Origin of the sequence: Kribbella sp. NPDC049227, assembly GCF_043197265.1 — a bacterium.
GTDB lineage: Bacteria > Actinomycetota > Actinomycetes > Propionibacteriales > Kribbellaceae > Kribbella.
Window position 1 is genome coordinate 361,363 of sequence record NZ_JBICST010000006.1, and the last position, 20,241, is coordinate 381,603.

A 20,241-nucleotide genomic window follows, 5' to 3' on the forward strand; every position below is an offset into this window, starting at 1 on the left:
CACTTACTGTGGCAGCGGTTGGCCTTCTCCGACCAGGCCGTCGATCGACTCGCGGATCAGATCGGCGTGGCCCGTGTGCCGCGCGTACTCCTCGATCATGTCGGCCACCATCCGGCGCAGGTTCTGCCCGTCGTCGGTCTTGCCGACCTTGTCCATCCCGCCCTCGGCCAGTGCCTCGGCCACCGACGCGTGTGCGCGCTCCACAGCGCCCTCCCACAAGGCCTGCAGTTCCTCGCGGGAGTCGTCGGCCGCAGTCCGCCACTCCCAGTCGGGGTCGGCGTCCCAGTCCACGGCGTTCCACGGCACGCCCGGATCCCGTCCGAACAGGCGGTTCGAGAACATGTCGTCCTCGACCAGCGCCAGATGCTTGACCAAGCCGCCCAGCGTCATGGTGGACGGTGCGAGTCGCGTGTTCATGCCGGCCGCGTCGAGCCCGAAGCACTTCCAGGCGAAGGTGCGGCGATTGCGGTCGAGTACGCCGAGCAGCGTCTGGATCTCGTCGCCGGCGGCGGGCAGTTCCGTCATGGTGTTCAGGTCCATGCGCGGCACGCTACCCTCGGTTCCGGACGGACTACTTCCGGAATGGTGACGTATGGCGTACGACGTGAGTCCGACGGCCCGGACCCTGATGGTGCTGGAGCTGATCCAGAACAGCCCGGGCATCACGGCCGACCAGCTGGGGGACAAGCTCGGTGTCTCCGAGCGCGCCGCCCGCCGCTACGTCGCGATCCTGCGCGAGGCCGACATCCCGATCGAGTCGGTCCGCGGCCCGTACGGCGGTTACCGGGTCGGCCGCGGCCTGCGACTCGCGCCGCTGATGTTCAGCCAGACCGAGGCGCTCGGGCTCGTGATGGCGGTGCTCGAAGGTCCGCGCGGCGCCGATGACCCGGTGGAGGTCGCGCTCGGCAAGATCATTCGTGTTCTCCCGGAGCCCATCGCCCGCTCGACCGACGCCGTACGCCGGGTCAGCGCCCGCGGACCGGATCCCGGCGCACGCACTCCGGATCCGGCGATCACGGCTCAGCTGGTGTCGGACAGCGCGGACTGCCGGCGGGTCGTCCTCCGGTACGAGCGCTGCCCGGGCGAGGAATGGTCGATGGAGGTGGATCCCTGGGCGGTCGTCGTCCGCCGAGGCCGCTGGTATCTGCTCTGCTGGTCGCTCGCCAAGAACGCTCGGCGCATCCTCCGCGTCGACAAGATCCGCGGCGTCGAGACCGGGACAGAAACGTTCACCCCGCCGCCGGACCTTGATGCGCTGGCGCTCGTCGAGGAGCACCTGGCGATGGGCTGGAAGTACAAGATCGAGGTCGTCATCGACGCACCGCTGGAGCAGGCCAGGTGCTGGATCTCACGCAGTATGGGCCGCCTGGAGGCCATCGACGCCGGTCACACCAGGCTCACCGCGAGCACGGACGAGCCCGACTGGTACGCCTCCCAGTTGACCGCGATCACGACGCCGTACCGCGTGATCGGATGCCCGGAACTGGTCGAGGCGACCGAGGAGCTCGCCCACCGGCTGTTGCGGGCGAGCGGGGCGACGGAAACTGTCGGTGGGCAGGTCTAGCGTCATCGATCTAGTCGCACAGAGGGAGGGACATCGTGTCCACGTTGTCCGACAGGCCGAACACGGCTCTGGTAGTGATCGACGTCCAGAACGGCGTCGTCGAAGGAACTCATGAGCGCGATCAGGTCGTCGCGAACATCAGCAGCCTGGTCGGCAAGGCGCGCGCGGGCGGTGTGCCGGTCGTCTGGGTGCAGCACTCGAGCGAGCACCTGGTGAAGGACAGCGACGAGTGGCAACTCGTTCCTGAGCTCGACCGCGACGAGGCCGAGCCTCTGGTCCACAAGACCTTCGCCGATTCCTTCGAGGACACCGACCTCGAGGACGTCCTGGCCAAGGGCGGGATCGGCCGGCTGTTCGTCAGTGGCGCGCAGACCGACGAGTGCATCCGCTCGACGATCCACGGCGCCTTCGTCCGTGGGTACGACGTGACCCTCGTCGCCGACGCCCACACCACCGAGGACCTCTCCGAGTGGGGCGCTCCGCCCCCGGACAAGGTCATCGCGCACACCAACCTCTACTGGGAGAACCACTCAGCCCCCGGCCGCACCGCCGGCATCCAACCCACCAAGGAAGTCGACTTCACCTAACCTCCACGACCCCGCACAACGACCGAACCCGCCGGACCTCGTCGCTTGCGTTGAGGTCGAGGAACTGGCGCGCACGGTTTCGGCGCCGGTCGGGGAACGTGAGCTCGCGGCGTTGATACCGCACGTGGTGCCGGTCGGCAGCTGCTGAGTCCTGTTCGACGAGCGTTCCGTCCAGGTCGAACAGCACTGCCTTCAGCGTCATGGAGTGGCCGTTTCGGTGAGGGCGGTGAGGAGGGCTGCGATCGCGGGTGGGTCCGGTGGTTCGCCGTAGGTGGCGGCGTACACGTGCCGTCGAGATCCGGGCAGTTCGGTCGCGATCACGCCGTCCGCGTGGTGAGTGCGAAGAGCGAGCCCGGGCATGGTCGTGACGCCGAGGCCGGCCGCGACGAGCGCCTGCATCACCACCATGTCGTCCGAGGTGTAGCCGATCTGCGGCTCGTAGCCTTCCTCCGCGCACAACGACACAAGATGACTCCGGCAACGATCACAACCCGCGATCCATGTCGCGTCACGCAGCCCGGACAGCTCCACCTCCCGGCCCGACGACAACACGTACAGCGGGTCGTCGAGCAAGTGATGCAACCGGATCCCGCTCGGCTCCGGCGCCGTCTCGTCGTATCGGAAGATGATCGCGACGTCGATCCTCCCGACCCGGAGCAGCTCGAGCGCCTCGGGTGGATGCGTGTCGATCAGGCTGATCCGCAGGCCCGGATGCTGCGCGGAGAGCGCTGCCACCGCTCCCGGGACCAACGCCCCGATCGCCGACGAGAAGCCGGCGAGGCGGACTCTGCCCGCGGTCAGTCCGACGTGGGCCGCGAGCTCGGCGTCGACCGCATCGATCCGCCCGATGATCTCCGCGGCCCGAGCCGCCAGCATGCGTCCCGCCTCGGTGAGCCGGATCCCGCGCCCCACCCCCCGCAGCAACTGCGCGCCGGTCTCCGCCTCCAGCCGGGACAGATGATGCGTGACGGACGGTTGCGAGTAGTGCAGCTCGCGCGCTGCCGCGGTGACAGAGCCGTGGCGCGCGACGGCGTCGATCACGCGCAGCCTGGTGACATCGAGCATGTATCAATTCCATCTATGGATGACCTAAAGACTTGGCATTAGACGTTATGGGTTGGCGGGGGCACGCTCAATACATGACTACGACAACGCTTCCGACCAGCCAACTCACCGACCTCGTGGCGGGCGTCCGCACCGCCATCGCCCAGCACGCCGACTGGAACGACACGGCCCAACTCGTGGCCGAGGAGCTCCGCCAGAACCTGCCCACTCCCGACGTACTGACGCCCGAGCAGCGGCTCGGCTCACCCGACCGCTACATCAGCCACACCCTGCACGTAGAACCGGACGGCTCGTTCTCGATCATCGCCCTGGTCTGGCGACCCGGCCAGGTGACGCGGATCCATGACCACGTCACCTGGTGTGCGTTCGGCGTCATCCAGGGCGTCGAGCACGAGGACCTGTTCGACGCCGAACTCCGGATCGTCGGCCAGAGCGACAACCACGTCGGCGACGTGAGCGGCTTCGCTCCGCCCGGTGACATTCACCGGGTGCACAACACGACGGACAGCACCGCGATCTCGGTCCACATCTACGGCACCGATGTGACCGCGATCGGCGGCAGCGCCCGCCGGTACTACGACTGAGGCAGAGCGTCCAGCGCCTCGAGCTGGGCGGGGGAGAGGCGGATCGAGCCGGCCGCCAGGTTCTCCTCCAGGTGGTGCGCGTTCCCCGTACCGGGGATCGCCAGGAGGTTGTCACCACGACTCAACGTCCACGCGAGCCGGATCTGAGCCGGCGTCGCACCGTGTTCCGCGGCGATCTCGCGAATCACGTCGGTCTGCTTCAGACCGCCGGTCTCGCGGGAGTCCGCCGTCAGTGTGAAGAACGGGACGAACGCGATCCCTTGGTCACCACAGGCCTTCAGGATCGCGTCATTGACCCGGCCGAAGTCGACGCTGTACCTGTTCTGTACGGCGACGACCGGCGCGATCTCCTGGGCCTGCGCGACGTGCTCCAGCCGCACATTCGACAGACCGAGGTGCCGGATGAGTCCTTTGGCCCTCAACTCGGCCAGCACACCGAAGTGCTCGGCGATCGAGTCGAGACCGGCCTGTCGCAGGTACACGAGATCGAGCGAGTCCCGGCCGAGTGCGCGCAGATTGTCCTCGACCAGTGCCGGCAAGTCATCCGGCCGCGCCAGCCCGGTGATCGTCGGCCCGACCTTCGTCGCGATCACGAGGTGGTCGTCGTACGGCGCGAACGCGCGGAAGATCGCGTCGTTCGCCCAGTTGAGCGGTTCGAACGAGCGGCTGTTTCCCTCGTGCCCGTAGGTCGGGTAGAAGTCGGCGGTGTCGAAGTGGTTGACGCCCAACTCGGCCGCCCGGCGCAGCAGCGCGATCGCCTTCTCCCGCACGTCCGCCCCGCCACCATCGCTTCCCGCGAGCCGCTTCGTGCCGAATCCGATGCGGCGGACCACGCGGTCGCCGAGCCGCCAGAATTCCGTGGACTTGATTTCCGGAATTTGTGATGATAGGTTTGTTGGTAGAGTGTTATTCTGTGGTGATTTCCGCATTTGGTCAGGATAAGGCCTCCAGTGCAATTCGTCCAGGTTTTCGATGAATTTCTGTGCGCTGCGCTAGGCTTCGGCGGGTGATTCCGCAACTCAGTGACCGCCAGCGTGAGGTCCTCCAGGAGTGGATGCCGGCTGCCGAGGTCGTGACCGACCACAGTTGGGGTCTGGTCGGGACCGCTGTCCTCGAGCTCCACCTCGACGGCGAGCGCTACATCGCCAAGGCCGGCGATGCGAGTGACGGTCACATCGCCCGGGAGATCCGCGCCCATCGCGAGTGGCTGGCGCCGTGGACCGCGCGGGGGAGAGCACCCCGACTCGTCCACGCCGACGAGGAGGCCAAGCTTCTCGTCACGCAGTTCTTGCCGGGCGTGTTGGTGCAAGGCACCGAGCAGGAATGGGATCCGGACGTCTACCGCCAGGCCGGTGAACTGCTCGCGGCGTTCCACGCCCAGGTCGCCGTACCGGACGCAACCCACGAGGCGCGGGAGAACCAGCGATCCCTTGCCTACCTGGACAAGAAGCACACCATTGCGCCCGAGTTGACTGCGCGGTTGCTTTCAGAGATCGAATCCTGGCCGACCCCTGCGGCACTGCTGGTTCCGACCCATGGCGACTGGCAGCCGCGCAACTGGCTGATCGACGATGGCACTGTCGGCATCATCGACTTCGGCCGAGCCGATCTCAGGCCCGCGGTCACAGACTTCGCCCGGTTGGCTGTCCAGCAATTCACCACCGACCCAGCTCTGGAGCCCGCCTTCTTCGCCGGCTACGGCTCGGACCCCCGCGACCCTGCCACGTGGCACCGCGTCCAACTCCGCGAGGCCATCAACACCACTGTCTGGGCTCACCAGGTAGGCGACGAACCCTTCGAAGCACAAGGCCACCGCATGCTCGCCGCCGCCCTACGCGAGTAATTCGGCCAGCCGAACCTGTACGTCGGCGGGATGCATTCCTAGTTCGCCGAGCTGATCCGGTGACGTCCAGCGCAATTCGAAACTATTGCGCTCAGAGTGCTCCGCCGCTTCGTCCCCGGACAATTCAGCGACCCCTTCCACGTTCTCCATCAGGAAGTAATAGGCGGGTCGTCCGTTGTGCGTCCCGGTCCACAGCAGCCGGTCGACCGTCGCCGTCAGCGTCGTCTCTTCCCACAACTCCCGTAGCGCGGCCTCGTCCGGTGTTTCACCCGCCTCGACATGCCCGCCGGGCAGCACGGCGTACTCATGTCCCTCGCACTTCGGGCCGGACGCGCCGAACGCCTCGCACATCACGCACTCATCGGCCCGCTCGTGGCGCAGGTACCGCTTGATCACCAGCACCTTGCCCGCATCCGTCACCACTGCGGCCGCTCTAGGAATCGCCATGCCCAGGACCCTCCCACCTGCCCCGGACAGTTTCGCGCGGACTACGCCGCGGGCAACACACAGAACTCGTTGCCGTCGGGATCGGCCATTACGACCCAGGCGACGTCACTCTGGCCGATGTCGATGCGCTTCGCCCCGAGGGAGACGAGGCGGTCGACCTCGGCTTGCAGGTCGCCACCGTCCGCTGGGGCAAGGTCGAAGTGCAGCCGGTTCTTGCCCGTCCTCGGATCGAGCGGGGGACCGCCCCAGGTGATCTTCGGACCACCGTGTGGGGAGCGAATCGCGGTCTCCTGGTCCTGGTCCCAGACCAACGGCCATCCGAGCGCTTCGCTCCAGAAGTACCCGACCTGCTGCGATCCGTCGCTCGAGAGCGCTCCGATGAATCCACAGTCGGCAAGGAAGTTGTTGCCCGGCTCGATGACGCAGAACTCGTTGCCTTCGGGATCGGCGAGGACGACGTGCTCTTCCTCGGGAAGCTGACCGATGTCGATGTGCCGGCCACCGAGCTCGAGCGCCCTGGCCACGGTCTCCTGCTGCTGCTCGAGGGACTGGCTGGTCAGATCGAAGTGCATCTGGTTCGGCCCGGTCTTCTGCTCCTCGCTCGGAACGAACCGCAGCCGGAACCCGGTGTCATCACTCGGCAGGAGCGCCACACCGCCGCGAGCGTCGTCGACCATCTCCCAGCCGAGAACGCCGGACCAGAAACGCGCGACACCGGCCGGATCGTTCGCATCGAACGACAACGCGAGAAGCTGAGAACTCATCCTGATCGCATCTCCGATCCGCACCCGCCACGAGACAGCAACGCTAGGCCGCCCGGCGACCGCCCGCAACGCGATTAACTCCGCCTCGGCAGTACGCGCCGAGGCCACACGGGAGGGGTCGGGTGTGACACTGTGGCTCGCGTGATCGACGACTTTGCCAAGGAGTACCTGCACGACGACCTGCGCTGGGTCCGCGAATCGTTGCTGTACAAGGTGGAGGGGTTGTCCGAGTACGACGTACGGCGGCCGCTCACGAGGACCGGGACCAACCTGCTGGGTCTGGTCAAGCACCTGACGTTGTCGGAGGCGCGGTACTTCGGCGAGATCTTCGGCCGCCCGTTTCCCGAGCGGTTGCCGCAGTTCGACGACCCTGGCTACGCGAACCACGACCACATGTGGGTCAGCGAGAACGAATCACACGCCGACATCATCGAGGGGTACAAGCGCGCCTGGCGCCACGCCGACGCCACGATCGAGGCGCTGCCGATCGACGCACCCGGCTTCGTCCCGTGGTGGCCGCGGCCGAACGTGAAGCTGTTCAACGTGATGGTCCACGTCCTCACCGAGACGAACCGTCACGCCGGCCACGCCGACATCCTGCGCGAGCAACTCGACGGCGCGGTCGGCGCACGGCCGGCCACAACTGCGGACGACACCGACTGGGAGGCACACCGGTCGAGGATCGAGAAGGCAGCCCGGGAAGCCACCACCTGACAACTACCCCAGCTGGTCGCGGCGGCGGGTCAGGTGCGCGGTCTCGGCGGTGTTGCCCGCCAGCTCGATGGCTCGGTCGTACGCCGCGCGCGCCTCCTGACTGCGGCACAGCCGGCGCAGCAGGTCGGCGCGGGTCGCGTGGTACGCGTGGTAGCCGGCCAGCTTGTCGTCGAGACGGTCGACAGCCGCCAGCGACACCTCCGGGCCGTCGAGCTCCGCAACCGCGATGGCCCGGTTCAGGGCGACGATCGGCGAGGGATCGATGCGGATGAGTTGGTCGTACAGGGCGACGACCTGCGACCAGTCCGTGTCGCGGATGTCCCGGGCAGAGGTGTGTACGGCGTTGATCGCGGCGAGGATCTGGTAGCGACCCGGAGCAACCCCGGCGGCGGCAGCGGCGAGGCGCTCGCGCACCAGCCGATGGCCTTCGGCGATGAGTGCCGCGTCCCAGGCTCCACGGTCCTGCTCGTCGAGGGGGACCAGCTCACCACTGGCCGACACCCGGGCGGTACGGCGGGCCTCGGTGAGGAGCATCAGCGCGAGCAACCCGGCCACCTCGCCGTCCGTCGGCATCAGAGCACGGATGAGACGGGTGAGCCGGATGGCCTCAGCGGTGAGCTCATGACGTACGGGATCGGTGTCGGGGCCGGTTGCGAGGTAGCCCTCGTTGAAAACGAGGAAGAGCACAGAGAGTACGCCGGAGACGCGCGCCGGGAGATCTTCCGCGGACGGGACCCGGTAAGGGATCCGAGCCGCCTTGATCTTCGCCTTCGCCCGGGTGATCCGCTGACCCATGGCGGATTCCTGCACCAGGAAGGCACGGGCGATCTCGGGCATGGTCAACCCGCCGACCATCCGCAGCGTCAGCGCCACCCGGGTCTCCAGCGAGAGCGCGGGGTGACAGCAGGTGAAGATCAGCCGGAGCCGGTCGTCATCGATCGCACCGAGGGGCTCAGGCGGGTCGTCGTCGTACACCATCTGAGCCTCCTTGTGTTTGTCGTCGCGCTTGCTCTCGCGCCGGATCCGGTCGATGGCCTTGCGGTTGGCGGTGGTGGTCAGCCAGGCGCCGGGGTTCGGGGGTACGCCGTCGGCCGGCCACCGCTCGACCGCGATCGCGAACGCCTCGGCGGCCGCCTCCTCGGCGATGTCCAGGTCGCCGAAGCGCCTGGTCAGGGCGGCGACCACTCGCGCCCACTCCTCGTGGTGGACCTGGATGATCGCCTGCTGGGCGTCGACCGCGCTCACCGGAACGGCCGCACCTCGACGTCGGTCTTGTCATCGATCACAGAAACCAGATACTGCATCTCGGAATCTCCTGCGGTTCGGGTGGCGCCCCTCGTGGGCACCCGCTGACGCTGCAACGCCAACTCTGCCCTGATCCGACACTGCCGGACGGCATTTCTTCAAGGACATTCTGGGGCTGCTCACCGGGAGCCGGCTGCGTCGAGCGTTGTGGAGATGGGCTCGAGGTCCGCGATGAGCTGGTCGAGCTCGCTCGGCTCCAGGCCGTCGTACGCCGGTGCGGCGAGGTCGTCGGTGAGTGACTCGATCTGCTCCTTGGTCTTCCGGCCGACGTCACTGAGCCAGCCGGAGTCGTCGATGAGGCCACGGGCGCGCATGCCGTCCACGACCGCGGCCAGCTGGGCCGCGGGGAGATGGTGGACCCGGCCGAACTTCTCCGCCGGCATGTCCACGGAGAGCGCGTGAAGTACGTGCGCCTCCGTCCCGCCGATGCCCGCGGCGACCAGAGCCGCGATGTGACCGTCGCCCCGGTGCTCGCGGAGCAGGGTGGCCGCATGCCAGAGCTTGGCCACGGGCTCCTCGGGAACGGGGAGCGCTCGGAGCCCGGCGTACAGGATCCGTCCCTCCGTCGGAGCGCTCGTCGCTGCTTTGGTGGCGAGGTCCGCGGCACGCGCGAGGCCGGGGGAGTCGGAGAGGTCGCCGAGAATCCGCCTCAGCGCGGCGGCGCAGCCCTGCTCACGAGCGGCGAGTGCTGCCTCGGGAGTGGCGGTGTCCCAGACGCGGGGGATGTGACGGGCGACCTCACCGTCGGCGAAGTTGTAGAAGATCGCATGGACCACCTCGGCCGGGACGCGTCCCAGCGGTGCGGCCCGTCCGGCGAAGTAGCCGTCCCAGTAGTTGCGGTGGCCGAGCGCCATGAGCGCCTCGGTCGGCTCCTCGGACATGTAGGTGACCATGTGGATCGGCTCGACGAGCCGGTGCAGGTGGCGGGCGGTGGACTCCATGATCGCTCCTCGGGGTGGACAGCTGCTCACCTCTGCTACGAACACCTGTGCCCCGATCCGACACTCGTCGCTCGGATTCCTTCTTCTCGTACGACGTACGAGTCAACAGAGCACAGTGTCGGCGCAGTACTCCGCCCGTCCGCCGACGATGGTTGCGAGCACTTGAATGTCCAGTAACGCGTCTACCGCGACAGTCGTCGGGTTGTCCGAGAGGATCACGAGGTCGGCGTACTTGCCGGGGGAGAGGCTGCCTTTCACGTCCTCCTCGAAGGTTCCGTACGCCGCGTCGATCGTGAACAGTCGCAATGCCTGATCGACCGTCAGGCGTTGCGCCAGCTGCCAGGCTTCCGGCGTACGGCCGAGAGGACTCTGTCGGGTCATCGCCTGCTGGATCGCTTCAAGAGGTGAACCGTGGGGCATCTGGTTGCCCACAGCAAGCACCAGCCACGGCGTGTCGGTGCTGCCGATGGTGCGAACGTCGCTGTCGACCAGATCTCGCCACCGGGTGATCCAGTGCGTGTCGCCTCGGGCCAGCAGTTCCGGGAATCCGGCTTCGGCCACCAGATCTCCCGGCATCCCGGGCTGGATCGATGCGATCATCCTCAACTCGCTCATCTTGGCGAGCTGATCGTCGCGGAGCTGGACGACGTGCTCGACGCGGTGGCGTGCGTCCGGGTTGGGGGAGTCGGCCAGTGCCCGCGCCACCGCCGTCAGATACTGGTCGATCGCCCGGGCGCTGATCGCGTGCGCCGACACCTGCCAGCCGAGCCGGTGCGCGGTCAGCACGTACTCGTCCAGCTCGGCCTGGGTCCAGTGGAACTTCGTGCCCCAGTCGTGGTCGAGGAACAGCTTGATGCCGGCCAGCCGAAGGTGCGGGCTGTACTCGTGGTGCGGCTCGAACGCGCGGAACCAGTGGCCGAACTTCTCGTCCTCGAAGTTGACCGGGAGGTAAGCGTTCACCCGCAACCGGAGGCCACCGTCCGCGTCGAACGCACGCAGTGCCTCCAGTCGCTCCAGGTTGACGAACTGCTCGGTGATGCTGGTCCAGCCCCGGCTCAGAGCTGCATCGACCGCCAGATCGGCGTTGTAGCCGGCCATGCTGCCGTCGCCGATCCAATGCGCGTGCGAATCGATGAAGCCCGGCAGCACCGTCCGCCCGCGCAGATCTACTACGCGCGTAGTAGATCCACGCAACGCCAGCACTGCGTCGTCGCCGCCAACCGCCAGAATCCGTCCGTTGCGCACGGCAACCGCCTGAGCCCGCGGCTGCGCGTCGTCCATCGTGAGCACAACGCCGTTGTGATAAATCACCCCAGGCGGAACGGGACTCGGCTCAGGAACCACCACCAGCAGCCCCACACAGCCGGCCAAAACCACCCCAAGCCGCCAAGACAACCCCACGCCCGATAGTCCCACCAAGGAGGGGCGAGAAACCCACTAGTTGACATAATGTCGCTTATCGGCGCTTGTTCCACGGGAGGTGCATCTAGTGCAGAAGCTCCCGTTACGGCAGGTGTACGAAGCCGACGTAGTCCGCCCCCGCTGGGCCCGGACGCGAAGTTCCGTCGCGGGTCCAGCCGTGTCGCTCGTAGAACCGGATGGCACGAGAGTTCCGTTCCCAGACATCCACCTCGCCCACAGCGTCAGCCTGGCGTGCGATGGAGACGAAGCGTGCCATCAGGGCGCTACCAACGCCGCTCGACCACCGGCCTGGCTCGACGAAGATCCCGACGAGCCGGACGCGCGTCTCATGAGGCGCATTGGTCGGAAACACTCCGTTGGCATCCAGCGTGATCACACCGACGATGTCATCGTCCAAGACAGCTACCAGGACGGTGACTCGATGATCGTTCACCATCTTGCGCCACGTCTCCCGGTATTCCTCGTCAGGAAGCGCTGCCACGTCATGGCCGCCGGCACCGTAGTACACAGCCCGCGACCGGGCATGCAACTCCGCAAGCGCATCGCCCTCGCCGGGTGCTGCGTCTCGAATGCGGACCACCTGAGTTGGCTCTGTCATGAGCCACGAGGCTATTGGATAACCGGCTTGGAACTGCCCGCTGGCAGACTGAGCCGGTGAACTCTCGATCAGCGAAGATCACCTCCGAACGGCCGTTCTACGACCTCCATGCCGAGGCGTACGACGCGCTGATCACCGATCCGGTCGAGCCGTGGGTCGAGTGGATCGACCAGCATCTGCGAGACGTGGGACACGAGTCCGCGTCGGTTCTGGATGCCGGCTGCGGCACCGGGCGGCACGCGGCGGCCTTGATCGACCGTGGACATCGCCTCACCCTGATGGACGCCGCCCCGAGGCTTCTCGCCATCGCCGCCGACCGCTGCCCTGGCTCGCGCGCGATCCTCGCCGACATCTGCGCGCCGAGCCTCACCGAGACATTCGACGCCGTCACCTGTCGTGGAGTTCTCAACGACCTCGTCGAAGACGCTGAGCGCGACCAGGCACTCGACGCCTTCGCGATGCTCACCTCTGCCGGCGGAGTTCTCGTTCTCGACGTCCGCGAGAGCGAAGCATCGCGATCGCGGGCCGACGGTGCGTGGCACACCAAGGATGCCGAGCTCGCCGACGGCGGCCGGCTGAAGTTCTCAGGCCGATCGACCTGGCGTGCGGGACGGCTTGTGGTCGAGGAACGCTACGAGCTCGCGGACACCACCGGAGTTGCGTCACCGACTCGTGAGTACACCTTCGAGATGCGCCCGTGGACAACAGCCGAGCTAGAGAGTCGTCTGCGACGAGCGGGGTTCCAGAGCATCGAGATCCAGCCAGGGATCGGCAGGCGAACCACTGACCGGTTACTCGCCACCGCCAGAAGATGACCCCTGAGCGACTCCCCCGGTTACTCTTGCCTCAGGCAACCTACAGCTTCGTCATGGCGCCCGATGGCTGGATCAGACCGCCCAGCATCACCTGGGCGAGGCGAGTCGCTCAACCATCTACTCCCCCGCCAGCCAAGGACCTGGTCCGGCGATAGCTCTCACAACTTCCAGATAGCGACGAACCGCGGCAGAAGGTGCCTCGTGTCCTTCAACCCGCGAGAGTACGACGGACAGCCCGGCGCCGACTCCGACGTCGGAGGGCGCATTCAGCATCGACGCCATCGCCGCGGCCTTCTCGAAGTCGCCTCGAGCGATGTGCTTCGCCGCCAAAGGCAGCATGGCGAGGGCGAACACGTCTGGGTCCGGTGCAGACCCTGGCAGACCTCGGCCGACCAGCTCGAGCGTCTCCGAAAGGTCGAGGCTCCCAGCTGTTCCGGCACCGGCCAGCAGCCGAGATTCTCGAGGTATTGGTGCATCCGACGGCCACTGGTACCAGTCAACCCACAGCGGGAGGTGTCCAACGTCGTACATGGCTCCGACATACCCACCGCCCGCCGGTCCGTTGCCCGGCATCTCGAGGGTCAGCAGGTTCCCGTCGAGCAGGCAGTCTCCCCCGACAACGATGACGTCCACATCACTCCACTCATCGCCCCTGCCGGACCCGAGTGAACCAACCAGCCAAACGCCCTCGGCCCGCACCGCCGACACAGTCTCGGCCAACCACCGCGCCCGCCCACGAGCCAGCTCCGCCACCATGCTCCGCGCCTCATCCCACATCACGCCACGGAGGCTATCCACCCCGCTGCCTGACGGACGACCCAGTTTCAGCCGTCTCAACTACTCGGCACACTCCATTGAGCTGACGAAGCTCTGGTTGCCGGAGGCACCTGGGAGACTCAACTAGATGTATGGGCAGAGGCTGGAAGGGAGTGGAGTTGAGTTCTTCGACTACGGGAGGCCGACCCGATGATCGCCACGCGCGGCTGGTTCTTGGTTCGTCGTTCGGAGGTGCCGCGGCGACGTACGCCGAGCATCGGCCGGACTATGCCCAGGCCGCCGCGCGCTGGGCGCTCGAACACGCGCCCGGTTCGAGAGTGCTCGACCTAGGCGCTGGGACCGGGAAGCTCAGCGCGACGCTGGTCGCGCTCGGCGTTGACACGGTCGCGGTCGAGCCCGACCCGGGGATGCTTGCCGAGCTCCGCCGCGGACTGCCGGCCGTCCATGCGCTGGCGGGTAGTGCTGAGGCAATTCCCCTCCCAGACAACTCCGTCGATGCCGTACTGAGTGGCAACGCCATGCACTGGTTCGACATGGACGTCGCCGGTCCGGAGATCGCCAGAGTCCTCGTGCCCAACGGCATCCTGGCCGGTCTCTGGAACGTGATTGATGACCGGGTCCCCTGGGTCGACGGACTCGCGCAGGCCAGCGGACCTGCGGCCATCGGACCGCGAGACACACTCAGCAGTTGGCGTGCCGCGACGGCTGACATACATCTGCCGAGCGCCAGCCTGAGCAGCCCGTTCGGATCACTGGAGCAGGCCGAGTTCCCCCACGGGCAGCGCCGCACCGCCGAGTCGCTCGTCGCGACTCTCACGACGCGGGCGGGGATGCTGGTCATGCCGGCTCAGGAAAGAGAAGCCGCGCTCGGCCAGATCCGGGCATTCCTGGCGAGCAGGCCGGAGACGTCCAGCGGCGAGTTCACCCTCCCGATGCTGACTGGCGTACTGCGCCCCCGCCGACAAGGGTGACCATGATCCCTGATGCACCTTTGCCGCAGTTCGACAGAGCGTGGCCCGAGTGGCTGTGGACGGTGCCTTACGTCGGCGCCGCGCATCCGCAGGCCAGTCCCACCAGACCCTTGGCAGAAGGCGCGAACTGTCAGCGCTATGCGTACGCCGTACTCCGCCACTTCGGACGAGTCGTCCCGCCGCACCGCTCGAGCGAACTATGGGACGACACAGCATTCAGCCACCCCGAAACACCGGACCAGCTCGAGCCTCTCGACATGGTCCTCTTCAACCGCTCCATCGCGTCCTTCGGATCTCACGTCGCGGTGTGGATTGGCGAGGGTCGACTCATTCATCTATGCGCCGAGATCGGAACACCGGCCGTGTGGGAACTGTCGGACTTCTCTGCACGTGAGCGATACCGCCACGTGATCGGCGCCGTCCGGACACCACCGACCGCATGATGATGCTGGTTCGGGTCAGCAGGCCTCGAGGGTGAAGAAGATGAAGCTGATGAATCTCGGCGGGTGCTTCAGATGCTTCAGCTGCTGCGGAATCAGTTCGCTCGGCGTGTCCGGGGCGATCGGCGGCTCGCTGATTACCGAGATCCGGAAACCTGCCGCCGTGAAGGCGTCGCTCATCGCCTGAAGCGGCCGGTGCCAGTTCGTGTAGACGACCGTGCGGCCGGCGTGCTCGGCGTCATAGGTGAACTCGGCGACGTCGAAGTACTCGGCGTCGGGGTTCAACGCCGTGTAGAGGATCGGGTGGTTCACCGACAGGATGAGGCGTCCGCCCGACTTCAGCACCCGGCGGAGCTCTGCGAGCGGTTCGGTCCAGTCCTCCAGATAGTGCAGGACGAGGGAGGCCACGACGTCATCGAACGCGGCGTCGTCGTACGGCAGCGGCTTGGCCAGGTCGGCGACGGTCAGGTCAGCGTCCTCGCCTAGCCTTCGGCGGGCCAGATCGATCATCGCCGTGCTCAGGTCGAAGCCGCTCATGATCGCGCCCCGGTCACGGAGCGCCGCTGACAGCGGACCGGAGCCACAACCGGCGTCGAGGATGCGACGGCCGGCCACGTCACCAGCAAGGCTCAGCATCGCCGGCCGTTCGTAGTGGCCGTTGAGCAGATTGGCCTCGTTGTCCGCGGAGTACGCCTCAGCGAACTCGTCGTAGTCGGTCTTCGGCACCGAGCGCTCCTTCTGTCGGCAAGCTCGCACCATCGGTGCGACTGGTCAAACCACCCGATCCAACAGCACCGCCCCACGCGCTGTCGAGACTCGCCCCGTTCCTACCACCGTTGCCAGAAGCAGTTGCCCGGCGCGCATCCACCCAGAACTGGCGTTCAGAGTGCTCAGCGCCAGTCGTTCGACCGATGCGGCGGTGGTGGGGCGGCTCTTAGCCTCGCTGGCATGGGAAAGGTCATCATCCACAATCAAGTCACCGTGAACGGCGCGTTCGAGGCGCCTACGCCCGAGGACTGGCTGGAGCTCGACGCCGACAGCGGCGACGCCGGCCTCGAGCAGCTGATGCTGGCCGACGCGCTACTCCTCGGCCGCAAGACCTACGAGGGACTGGCCGCCGTCTGGCCACACCTCGGCGAGGATCCGGCGATGGGCCACTACGCCGAGCGGGTCAACGGCATGCCGAAGTACGTCGCCTCGCGGACTCTCACCGGACCGCTGGAGTGGAACGCCACTCTCATCGAGGGCGAGGTCGCGCAAGCCGTTCCCGCACTCAAGGAGAAGCACACAGGCAACCTGATCGTCTCCGGCTGCGGGGAGCTGGCGGACACCCTCGCTCAGCAGGGTCTGGTCGACGAGTTCTGGTTCTGGGTGAATCCGCACCTCTGGCCGGCCGGGCCGCGGATCCTCGACGGAGTCGGCCCGATCCGCCTGCAGCTGGTCACGGCCACGACCTACCGATCCGGAGTCGTCTGGCTGCGCTACCGGCCTGGGGACAGATGATCACGTACGCTCTCGTATCGGGCCGACGAAGCCGGGGTCAGTTGTCGCGGCGGGCTTGGAGAATGACGAGGGGACCGTATTGCCCGTCGGCCGGGATCCGCAGGTCCGCCACAACGCGTAGTCCGGCGTCCTCGAGAAGTCCGGTCAGCTGCTCGGGCCGCCATTGGTACGTCGTCCAGGTCACCGCGACACCGCCGTACGCCTCGGTCCGAGCGACATCCTCATCGCCCCCGTGCGTCGCGATCATGAAGTGCCCGCCGGGCACGAGTGCGTCATGGAAGGTGGCGAGGACGTTCGGCAGGATCTCGCGTGGCAGGTTGAACAGCGACCACCAGCCGAGAATGCCGCCGAACGAGCTGGGCTCGAGATCGAGTTCGGTGGACGAGGCAACGGCGAAGCTGCACTCGGGGTGCAGTCGCTTGGCGTGCTCGATCATCCGGGGCGACAGGTCGACACCCGAGACCTCGATCCCCCGCTCCTGCAGGTACGCCGTGACAGTCCCCGGACCGCAGCCGACATCGAGCACAGGGCCGAGACCGCGGACCGAGCAAGCGAACGCGTCGACGGCTGCCTGCAGCCACGGCTGGGTGCGAATATCCCCCATCCCCGTGGTTTCGAGCAGGTCGACATAGTTGTCGGCCACTCGGTCGTACGACGCGCGCACGACCTCGAGATCCGCCGGCTGAACACTCGATGAAAGGGTCACCGGACCGACCCTATCGACCACCTCTCCCCCGTCCCGGCACCGCCGCGCTCAGCAGTCGAAGACCGACCAGCAGATGGTGTTTCGTCGATGCTGGTCGTCGATGACGAGGGCCCGGATCGCCTTCGGGAGCTGGGCGCGCTGCCACTGGCACTCGGCTCGACGTACTGCCTCGGCCTCTTCCTTGGGCGCGGCAGCGACTGCGGCCTTGATGGCGTAGGCGGCCGCACCCAGGTCGTGCTCGGCGACGTGAGCGACCGCTCCAGCTTGACCGGCTGCGTAGGCGGCGTGCCGTGCTGCTCCACTCAGGTCTCTGGCCGCGCCCATCGCGTGGCCGCCGGCTGCGCGAGCCTCCATCATCTTGACCTCGCCACGCACCCAGGCACGGGCATGCTCGATCGCTTGACGCGGTCGGGTGTCCTCCGGCCGAACCGACTCGAACAGGAGCAGGACATGCTCCGCGCACGAGGCCGCCCACAGAGCCAGGAGGTGGTGATCCGCATCGGTGAGCGTCCCACCGCGGCGGATCGTCACGAGGCGCGGGTCTCGGACCTTCGGAAGGATCATGGTCGGCACACACCTCCGTACGGTGGCCGGGCAAGATTCTGGTGTTGAGGTGTCGATTTCCCGGATGGCTGTTCGTCTTACTGCGACGATTCGATGTGACGAGTCCGGTCATCGGAGGAGCCAGGCAATGAAGTACATCATGCTGATCTACCAAGGCGGCGCGCTCGAGCAGCAGGCCGCGCTGCCCGAGGACGAGCAGAAGCAGGTCTACGCCGACTACCAAGGGATCAATCAGACGCCGGGCGTCACGCCCGGACTGCCGATGGGTCGACCCGAGAACGCGACGACCGTACGGGTCGAGGCCGGCAAGACCCTGACCACCGACGGGCCGTTCGTCGGGATGAAGGAGTCAGTCGGCAGCTGGTTCATCCTGGAGGCCGACAACCTGGACGCGGCGATCGAGATCGCCGCCCGCGTCCCTGCGGCACGCTACGGTGGCGCGGTCGAGATCCGCCCTTCGGAGGTGTATTGGTAGCCACGCTGGAGCAGGTCTTCCGCGAGGAGTGGGGTCGCGTGCTGGCGACTCTGATCGGCATCGTCGGCGACTTCGACCTTGCCGAGGAGGCGGCGGCCGAGGCGTTCGCCATCGCCGCCGCCCGCTGGCCACGCGACGGCATCCCCAGCAACCCGCGCGCCTGGCTGATGACGACGTCGCGCAACCGAGCCACCGATCGCATCCGCCGCGACCAGGCCCTTGCCACGAAGCTCGGTCTGCTCGTCATGCCCGATCCCGGTGAGGTGCCGATGGACACCACGACGTTCCCCGACGAGCGGCTGGAGCTCATCTTCACCTGCTGTCACCCGGCGCTCGCGATCGAGGCACAGGTGGCGCTCACCCTGCGCACGCTGGGTGGGTTGACCACCGACGAGATCGCTCGCGCCTTCCTGGTGCCGGAGCGCACGATGGCGCAGCGGCTGGTGCGGGCCAAACGCAAGATCAAAGCGGCGCGGATCCCGTTTCGCGTGCCTCCACCTCATCTGCTGCCCGAGCGGCTCGACGCCGTACTGGCCGTCGTGTACCTGATCTTCAACGAGGGGTACGGCGGCCGCGACGACCTCGCGTCCGAGGCGATCTGGCTGGGCCGGGCGCTCACCGAAGTACTTCCGGACGAGCCCGAAGTCCATGGATTGCTGGCGATGATGCTCCTGAACGACTCCCGCCGGGAGGCGCGATTCAGCGGCGGCGAACTGGTGCTGCTCGCCGATCAGGACCGATCCCGCTGGAACACCGCGCAGATCGCGGCAGGACGCGCCGAGCTCGACACCGCGATCGCTCTCGGCGGTCACGGGTCCTACGTACTCCAGGCCGCCATCGCCTCATTGCATGCCGAAACGCCGAACGACTGGGCACAACTGGCGGCGCTGTACGGCGAGCTGTACCACCTGACCGGATCACCGGTCGTCGAACTGAACCGCGCCATCGCCATCGCCGAAACCGAAGGCGCCGAGGCCGGCCTGCGCATCGTCGACGGTCTCGGTCTGCACGACTTCCGCTACCTGCACTCGACCAGGGCCGAACTGCTACGCCGCCTCGGCCGGATCGACGAGGCGCGCGACACCTACCGACGCGCCAGAGAACTCACAGAAGACGGCCCCGAACGCCGCTTCCTGGAACGCCGACTCACCGAACTGGCAGCCACCACGATGCCCCACGGGACGGGCTCCTCGTCGGGCTCGGACACGTGATCGATCCGCAGTCCGGCAGCGATGAAGGCGTTGAGGAAGTCGGCCAGCGACAGGTGTCGCATGCCACCCACCTTGGTCCTGATGCCGTCGGTCCCCCACCACGGAGCCGACAGATGCCGTCGAGCCTCGCGGTACATGGTGTGTACGAGCCGGCTGCCGTCCGGACACGCCTCGACATGCGGGCCGTTGAAGCACGGATGCACGCCGTAGAAGAGGAATCGGCCGCCGGGCACCAGGACGCGCGCGACCTCGGACAGCATCCTGTCGAAGTGTTCGACATCGGTCGAGGTCCAGGAACTGACAGCCATCGGTACGACGGACGACCTGATCGGAAGCCGTTCGACATCGCCCTGGACCAAGCGATTCGACCGCCGGCGCGCCAGTCTCAGCTGATCGGTGGAGAGCTCGACACCGACAGGCGTCCAGGCGGACTCCGCGATCACGGCCAGGTCCCGGCCTGTCCCGGAGCCGATGTCCAGGCAGAGACCTCGACCAGTCGGCAGGTTGGCTCGCAGTACGTCGTGCCGATGCGGAGCCGTGTCCAGTTGCGCGTCGTACCAGTCGGCCACACCGTCGTACCGGGCCGTCGCCATCAGGCCAACGGCGGAAAGGTCTTGGTGCCTGGCATGTTGTCGGCGAACGCCTGGAGCTCCGGTGAGATGTCGCCGTGCAACTGCATCGCCGTCAACTCGCCGAGCTCGAAGGCCCGCTTCAGAAGTTCGTCGCAGTGCTCGTTGTGGGCAAACGCCGCGGCGCTGTCGACGTACTCCTCGATCACAACGAAGCTGTCTGGATCTGCGTCCTGATACCAGTCGTACCTGAGCGTCCCAGGCTCGTCCCGAGTCGCCGCAGCCAACGCCTTGGCAGCCTCAACGAACTCTTCCCGCCGCCCTTCACGAGCAGTGAACTCAACACGCGAAGTGAGGGTCATCGTCAATCCTTCCG

General features: G+C 67.1%; 25 protein-coding genes and 1 pseudogene. 10 read left to right on the top strand and 16 right to left on the bottom strand.

The window, feature by feature from the left end; translation table 11 throughout:
- Positions 1-3: 3 nt before the first annotated feature.
- Positions 4-540, bottom strand: coding sequence for a DinB family protein (locus ACGFH6_RS27740; protein WP_393389640.1), 537 nt, complete (start codon positions 538-540; stop codon positions 4-6).
- A gap of 52 nt (positions 541-592) precedes the next feature.
- On the opposite strand from ACGFH6_RS27740, the gene ACGFH6_RS27745 reads away from it, so the two are divergent.
- Both ACGFH6_RS27745 and ACGFH6_RS27750 read left to right on the top strand, forming a co-directional pair.
- The gene (locus ACGFH6_RS27745; RefSeq protein WP_393389643.1) at positions 593-1,564 is read left to right on the top strand and encodes a helix-turn-helix transcriptional regulator; all 972 of its coding nucleotides are present in this window, start codon (positions 593-595) and stop codon (positions 1,562-1,564) included.
- A gap of 35 nt (positions 1,565-1,599) precedes the next feature.
- Entirely contained in the window at positions 1,600-2,151 is a 552-nt protein-coding gene (locus tag ACGFH6_RS27750; protein ID WP_393389646.1) for an isochorismatase family protein, read from the top strand.
- Here ACGFH6_RS27750 and ACGFH6_RS27755 read toward each other — a convergent pair.
- Together ACGFH6_RS27755 and ACGFH6_RS27760 are read right to left on the bottom strand one after the other, a co-directional pair.
- Positions 2,144-2,353 carry a hypothetical protein gene (locus ACGFH6_RS27755; RefSeq protein ID WP_393389648.1) on the bottom strand — a complete coding sequence of 70 codons (210 nt, stop codon included), beginning with the start codon at positions 2,351-2,353 and terminating at the stop codon, positions 2,144-2,146. The two genes, ACGFH6_RS27750 and ACGFH6_RS27755, sit on opposite strands and share 8 nt — an antisense overlap.
- Positions 2,350-3,216 (bottom strand): LysR family transcriptional regulator, encoded by an 867-nt coding sequence (locus ACGFH6_RS27760; RefSeq protein WP_393389651.1) that lies wholly within the window; start codon positions 3,214-3,216, stop codon positions 2,350-2,352. Before ACGFH6_RS27760 ends, ACGFH6_RS27755 begins: the two co-directional genes overlap by 4 nt.
- A 74-nt stretch (positions 3,217-3,290) precedes the next feature.
- Here ACGFH6_RS27760 and ACGFH6_RS27765 point away from each other — a divergent pair, with 74 nt between their 5' ends.
- Entirely contained in the window at positions 3,291-3,800 is a 510-nt protein-coding gene (locus ACGFH6_RS27765; RefSeq protein ID WP_393389653.1) for a hypothetical protein, read from the top strand.
- Here ACGFH6_RS27765 and ACGFH6_RS27770 read toward each other — a convergent pair.
- Positions 3,791-4,633, bottom strand: a complete 843-nt coding sequence (locus ACGFH6_RS27770; protein ID WP_393389656.1) for an aldo/keto reductase — start codon at positions 4,631-4,633, stop codon at positions 3,791-3,793. The two genes, ACGFH6_RS27765 and ACGFH6_RS27770, sit on opposite strands and share 10 nt — an antisense overlap.
- A gap of 173 nt (positions 4,634-4,806) precedes the next feature.
- Here ACGFH6_RS27770 and ACGFH6_RS27775 point away from each other — a divergent pair, with 173 nt between their 5' ends.
- Entirely contained in the window at positions 4,807-5,643 is an 837-nt protein-coding gene (locus ACGFH6_RS27775) for a phosphotransferase (RefSeq protein WP_393389658.1), read from the top strand.
- Here ACGFH6_RS27775 and ACGFH6_RS27780 read toward each other — a convergent pair.
- Together ACGFH6_RS27780 and ACGFH6_RS27785 are read right to left on the bottom strand one after the other, a co-directional pair.
- Positions 5,632-6,090, bottom strand: coding sequence for an NUDIX hydrolase (locus ACGFH6_RS27780; RefSeq protein WP_393389661.1), 459 nt, complete (start codon positions 6,088-6,090; stop codon positions 5,632-5,634). The genes ACGFH6_RS27775 and ACGFH6_RS27780 overlap by 12 nt on opposite strands.
- A 41-nt stretch (positions 6,091-6,131) precedes the next feature.
- Positions 6,132-6,854: a VOC family protein gene (locus tag ACGFH6_RS27785; RefSeq protein ID WP_393389664.1), complete on the bottom strand. Its 723-nt coding sequence runs from the start codon at positions 6,852-6,854 to the stop codon at positions 6,132-6,134.
- Positions 6,855-6,995: 141 nt separating this feature from the next.
- Between ACGFH6_RS27785 and ACGFH6_RS27790 the strand changes: the two genes are divergently transcribed.
- Positions 6,996-7,568 (top strand): DinB family protein, encoded by a 573-nt coding sequence (locus ACGFH6_RS27790; protein WP_393389667.1) that lies wholly within the window; start codon positions 6,996-6,998, stop codon positions 7,566-7,568.
- A 3-nt stretch (positions 7,569-7,571) separates the two neighbouring features.
- Here the strand turns inward: ACGFH6_RS27790 and ACGFH6_RS27795 are convergent, their stop codons facing one another.
- From ACGFH6_RS27795 to ACGFH6_RS27810, 4 genes are all read right to left on the bottom strand, one after another.
- Positions 7,572-8,813 carry an RNA polymerase sigma factor gene (locus tag ACGFH6_RS27795; RefSeq protein ID WP_393389670.1) on the bottom strand — a complete coding sequence of 414 codons (1,242 nt, stop codon included), beginning with the start codon at positions 8,811-8,813 and terminating at the stop codon, positions 7,572-7,574.
- Positions 8,814-8,992: 179 nt separating this feature from the next.
- Positions 8,993-9,814, bottom strand: a complete 822-nt coding sequence (locus tag ACGFH6_RS27800; RefSeq protein WP_393389673.1) for a MarR family transcriptional regulator — start codon at positions 9,812-9,814, stop codon at positions 8,993-8,995.
- A 102-nt stretch (positions 9,815-9,916) separates the two neighbouring features.
- Entirely contained in the window at positions 9,917-11,095 is a 1,179-nt protein-coding gene (locus tag ACGFH6_RS27805; RefSeq protein ID WP_393389675.1) for an amidohydrolase, read from the bottom strand.
- Between the two features lie 223 nt (positions 11,096-11,318).
- Positions 11,319-11,816, bottom strand: coding sequence for a GNAT family N-acetyltransferase (locus ACGFH6_RS27810; RefSeq protein ID WP_393389676.1), 498 nt, complete (start codon positions 11,814-11,816; stop codon positions 11,319-11,321).
- A gap of 74 nt (positions 11,817-11,890) precedes the next feature.
- On the opposite strand from ACGFH6_RS27810, the gene ACGFH6_RS27815 reads away from it, so the two are divergent.
- Complete coding sequence (locus ACGFH6_RS27815; RefSeq protein ID WP_393389678.1) at positions 11,891-12,649, top strand: class I SAM-dependent DNA methyltransferase; 759 nt, start codon at positions 11,891-11,893, stop codon at positions 12,647-12,649.
- 117 nt (positions 12,650-12,766) lie between these two features.
- Here the strand turns inward: ACGFH6_RS27815 and ACGFH6_RS27820 are convergent, their stop codons facing one another.
- Positions 12,767-13,429, bottom strand: a complete 663-nt coding sequence (locus ACGFH6_RS27820) for a hypothetical protein (RefSeq protein WP_393389680.1) — start codon at positions 13,427-13,429, stop codon at positions 12,767-12,769.
- Positions 13,430-13,584: 155 nt separating this feature from the next.
- Between ACGFH6_RS27820 and ACGFH6_RS27825 the strand changes: the two genes are divergently transcribed.
- Positions 13,585-14,397 carry a class I SAM-dependent methyltransferase gene (locus ACGFH6_RS27825; RefSeq protein WP_393389681.1) on the top strand — a complete coding sequence of 271 codons (813 nt, stop codon included), beginning with the start codon at positions 13,585-13,587 and terminating at the stop codon, positions 14,395-14,397.
- Between the two features lie 458 nt (positions 14,398-14,855).
- Here ACGFH6_RS27825 and ACGFH6_RS27830 read toward each other — a convergent pair whose 3' ends face one another.
- Positions 14,856-15,563: a class I SAM-dependent methyltransferase gene (locus ACGFH6_RS27830; RefSeq protein ID WP_393389684.1), complete on the bottom strand. Its 708-nt coding sequence runs from the start codon at positions 15,561-15,563 to the stop codon at positions 14,856-14,858.
- A 222-nt stretch (positions 15,564-15,785) separates the two neighbouring features.
- Between ACGFH6_RS27830 and ACGFH6_RS27835 the strand changes: the two genes are divergently transcribed.
- A complete protein-coding gene (locus ACGFH6_RS27835; protein WP_393389686.1) occupies positions 15,786-16,340 on the top strand; it encodes a dihydrofolate reductase family protein in 555 nt (184 codons plus the stop codon).
- A gap of 37 nt (positions 16,341-16,377) precedes the next feature.
- Here the strand turns inward: ACGFH6_RS27835 and ACGFH6_RS27840 are convergent, their stop codons facing one another.
- Positions 16,378-17,046: a class I SAM-dependent DNA methyltransferase gene (locus ACGFH6_RS27840; protein WP_393389687.1), complete on the bottom strand. Its 669-nt coding sequence runs from the start codon at positions 17,044-17,046 to the stop codon at positions 16,378-16,380.
- Positions 17,047-17,094: 48 nt separating this feature from the next.
- The gene (locus ACGFH6_RS27845) at positions 17,095-17,610 is read right to left on the bottom strand and encodes a putative immunity protein (protein ID WP_393389690.1); all 516 of its coding nucleotides are present in this window, start codon (positions 17,608-17,610) and stop codon (positions 17,095-17,097) included.
- Between the two features lie 127 nt (positions 17,611-17,737).
- On the opposite strand from ACGFH6_RS27845, the gene ACGFH6_RS27850 reads away from it, so the two are divergent.
- Together ACGFH6_RS27850 and ACGFH6_RS27855 are read left to right on the top strand one after the other, a co-directional pair.
- Positions 17,738-18,085, top strand: coding sequence for a YciI family protein (locus tag ACGFH6_RS27850; RefSeq protein WP_393389693.1), 348 nt, complete (start codon positions 17,738-17,740; stop codon positions 18,083-18,085).
- Positions 18,079-19,296, top strand: coding sequence for an RNA polymerase sigma factor (locus ACGFH6_RS27855; protein WP_393389696.1), 1,218 nt, complete (start codon positions 18,079-18,081; stop codon positions 19,294-19,296). The genes ACGFH6_RS27850 and ACGFH6_RS27855 overlap by 7 nt, the downstream gene beginning before the upstream one ends.
- Before the next feature lie 221 nt (positions 19,297-19,517).
- Here the strand turns inward: ACGFH6_RS27855 and ACGFH6_RS27860 are convergent.
- Both ACGFH6_RS27860 and ACGFH6_RS27865 read right to left on the bottom strand, forming a co-directional pair.
- Positions 19,518-19,889 (bottom strand): annotated as a pseudogene (locus ACGFH6_RS27860) (class I SAM-dependent methyltransferase); the annotation flags it as partial.
- Positions 19,889-20,227 carry a putative quinol monooxygenase gene (locus tag ACGFH6_RS27865; protein ID WP_393389699.1) on the bottom strand — a complete coding sequence of 113 codons (339 nt, stop codon included), beginning with the start codon at positions 20,225-20,227 and terminating at the stop codon, positions 19,889-19,891. The pseudogene ACGFH6_RS27860 and the gene ACGFH6_RS27865, both read right to left, overlap by 1 nt.
- Between the last annotated feature and the right edge of the window lie 14 nt (positions 20,228-20,241).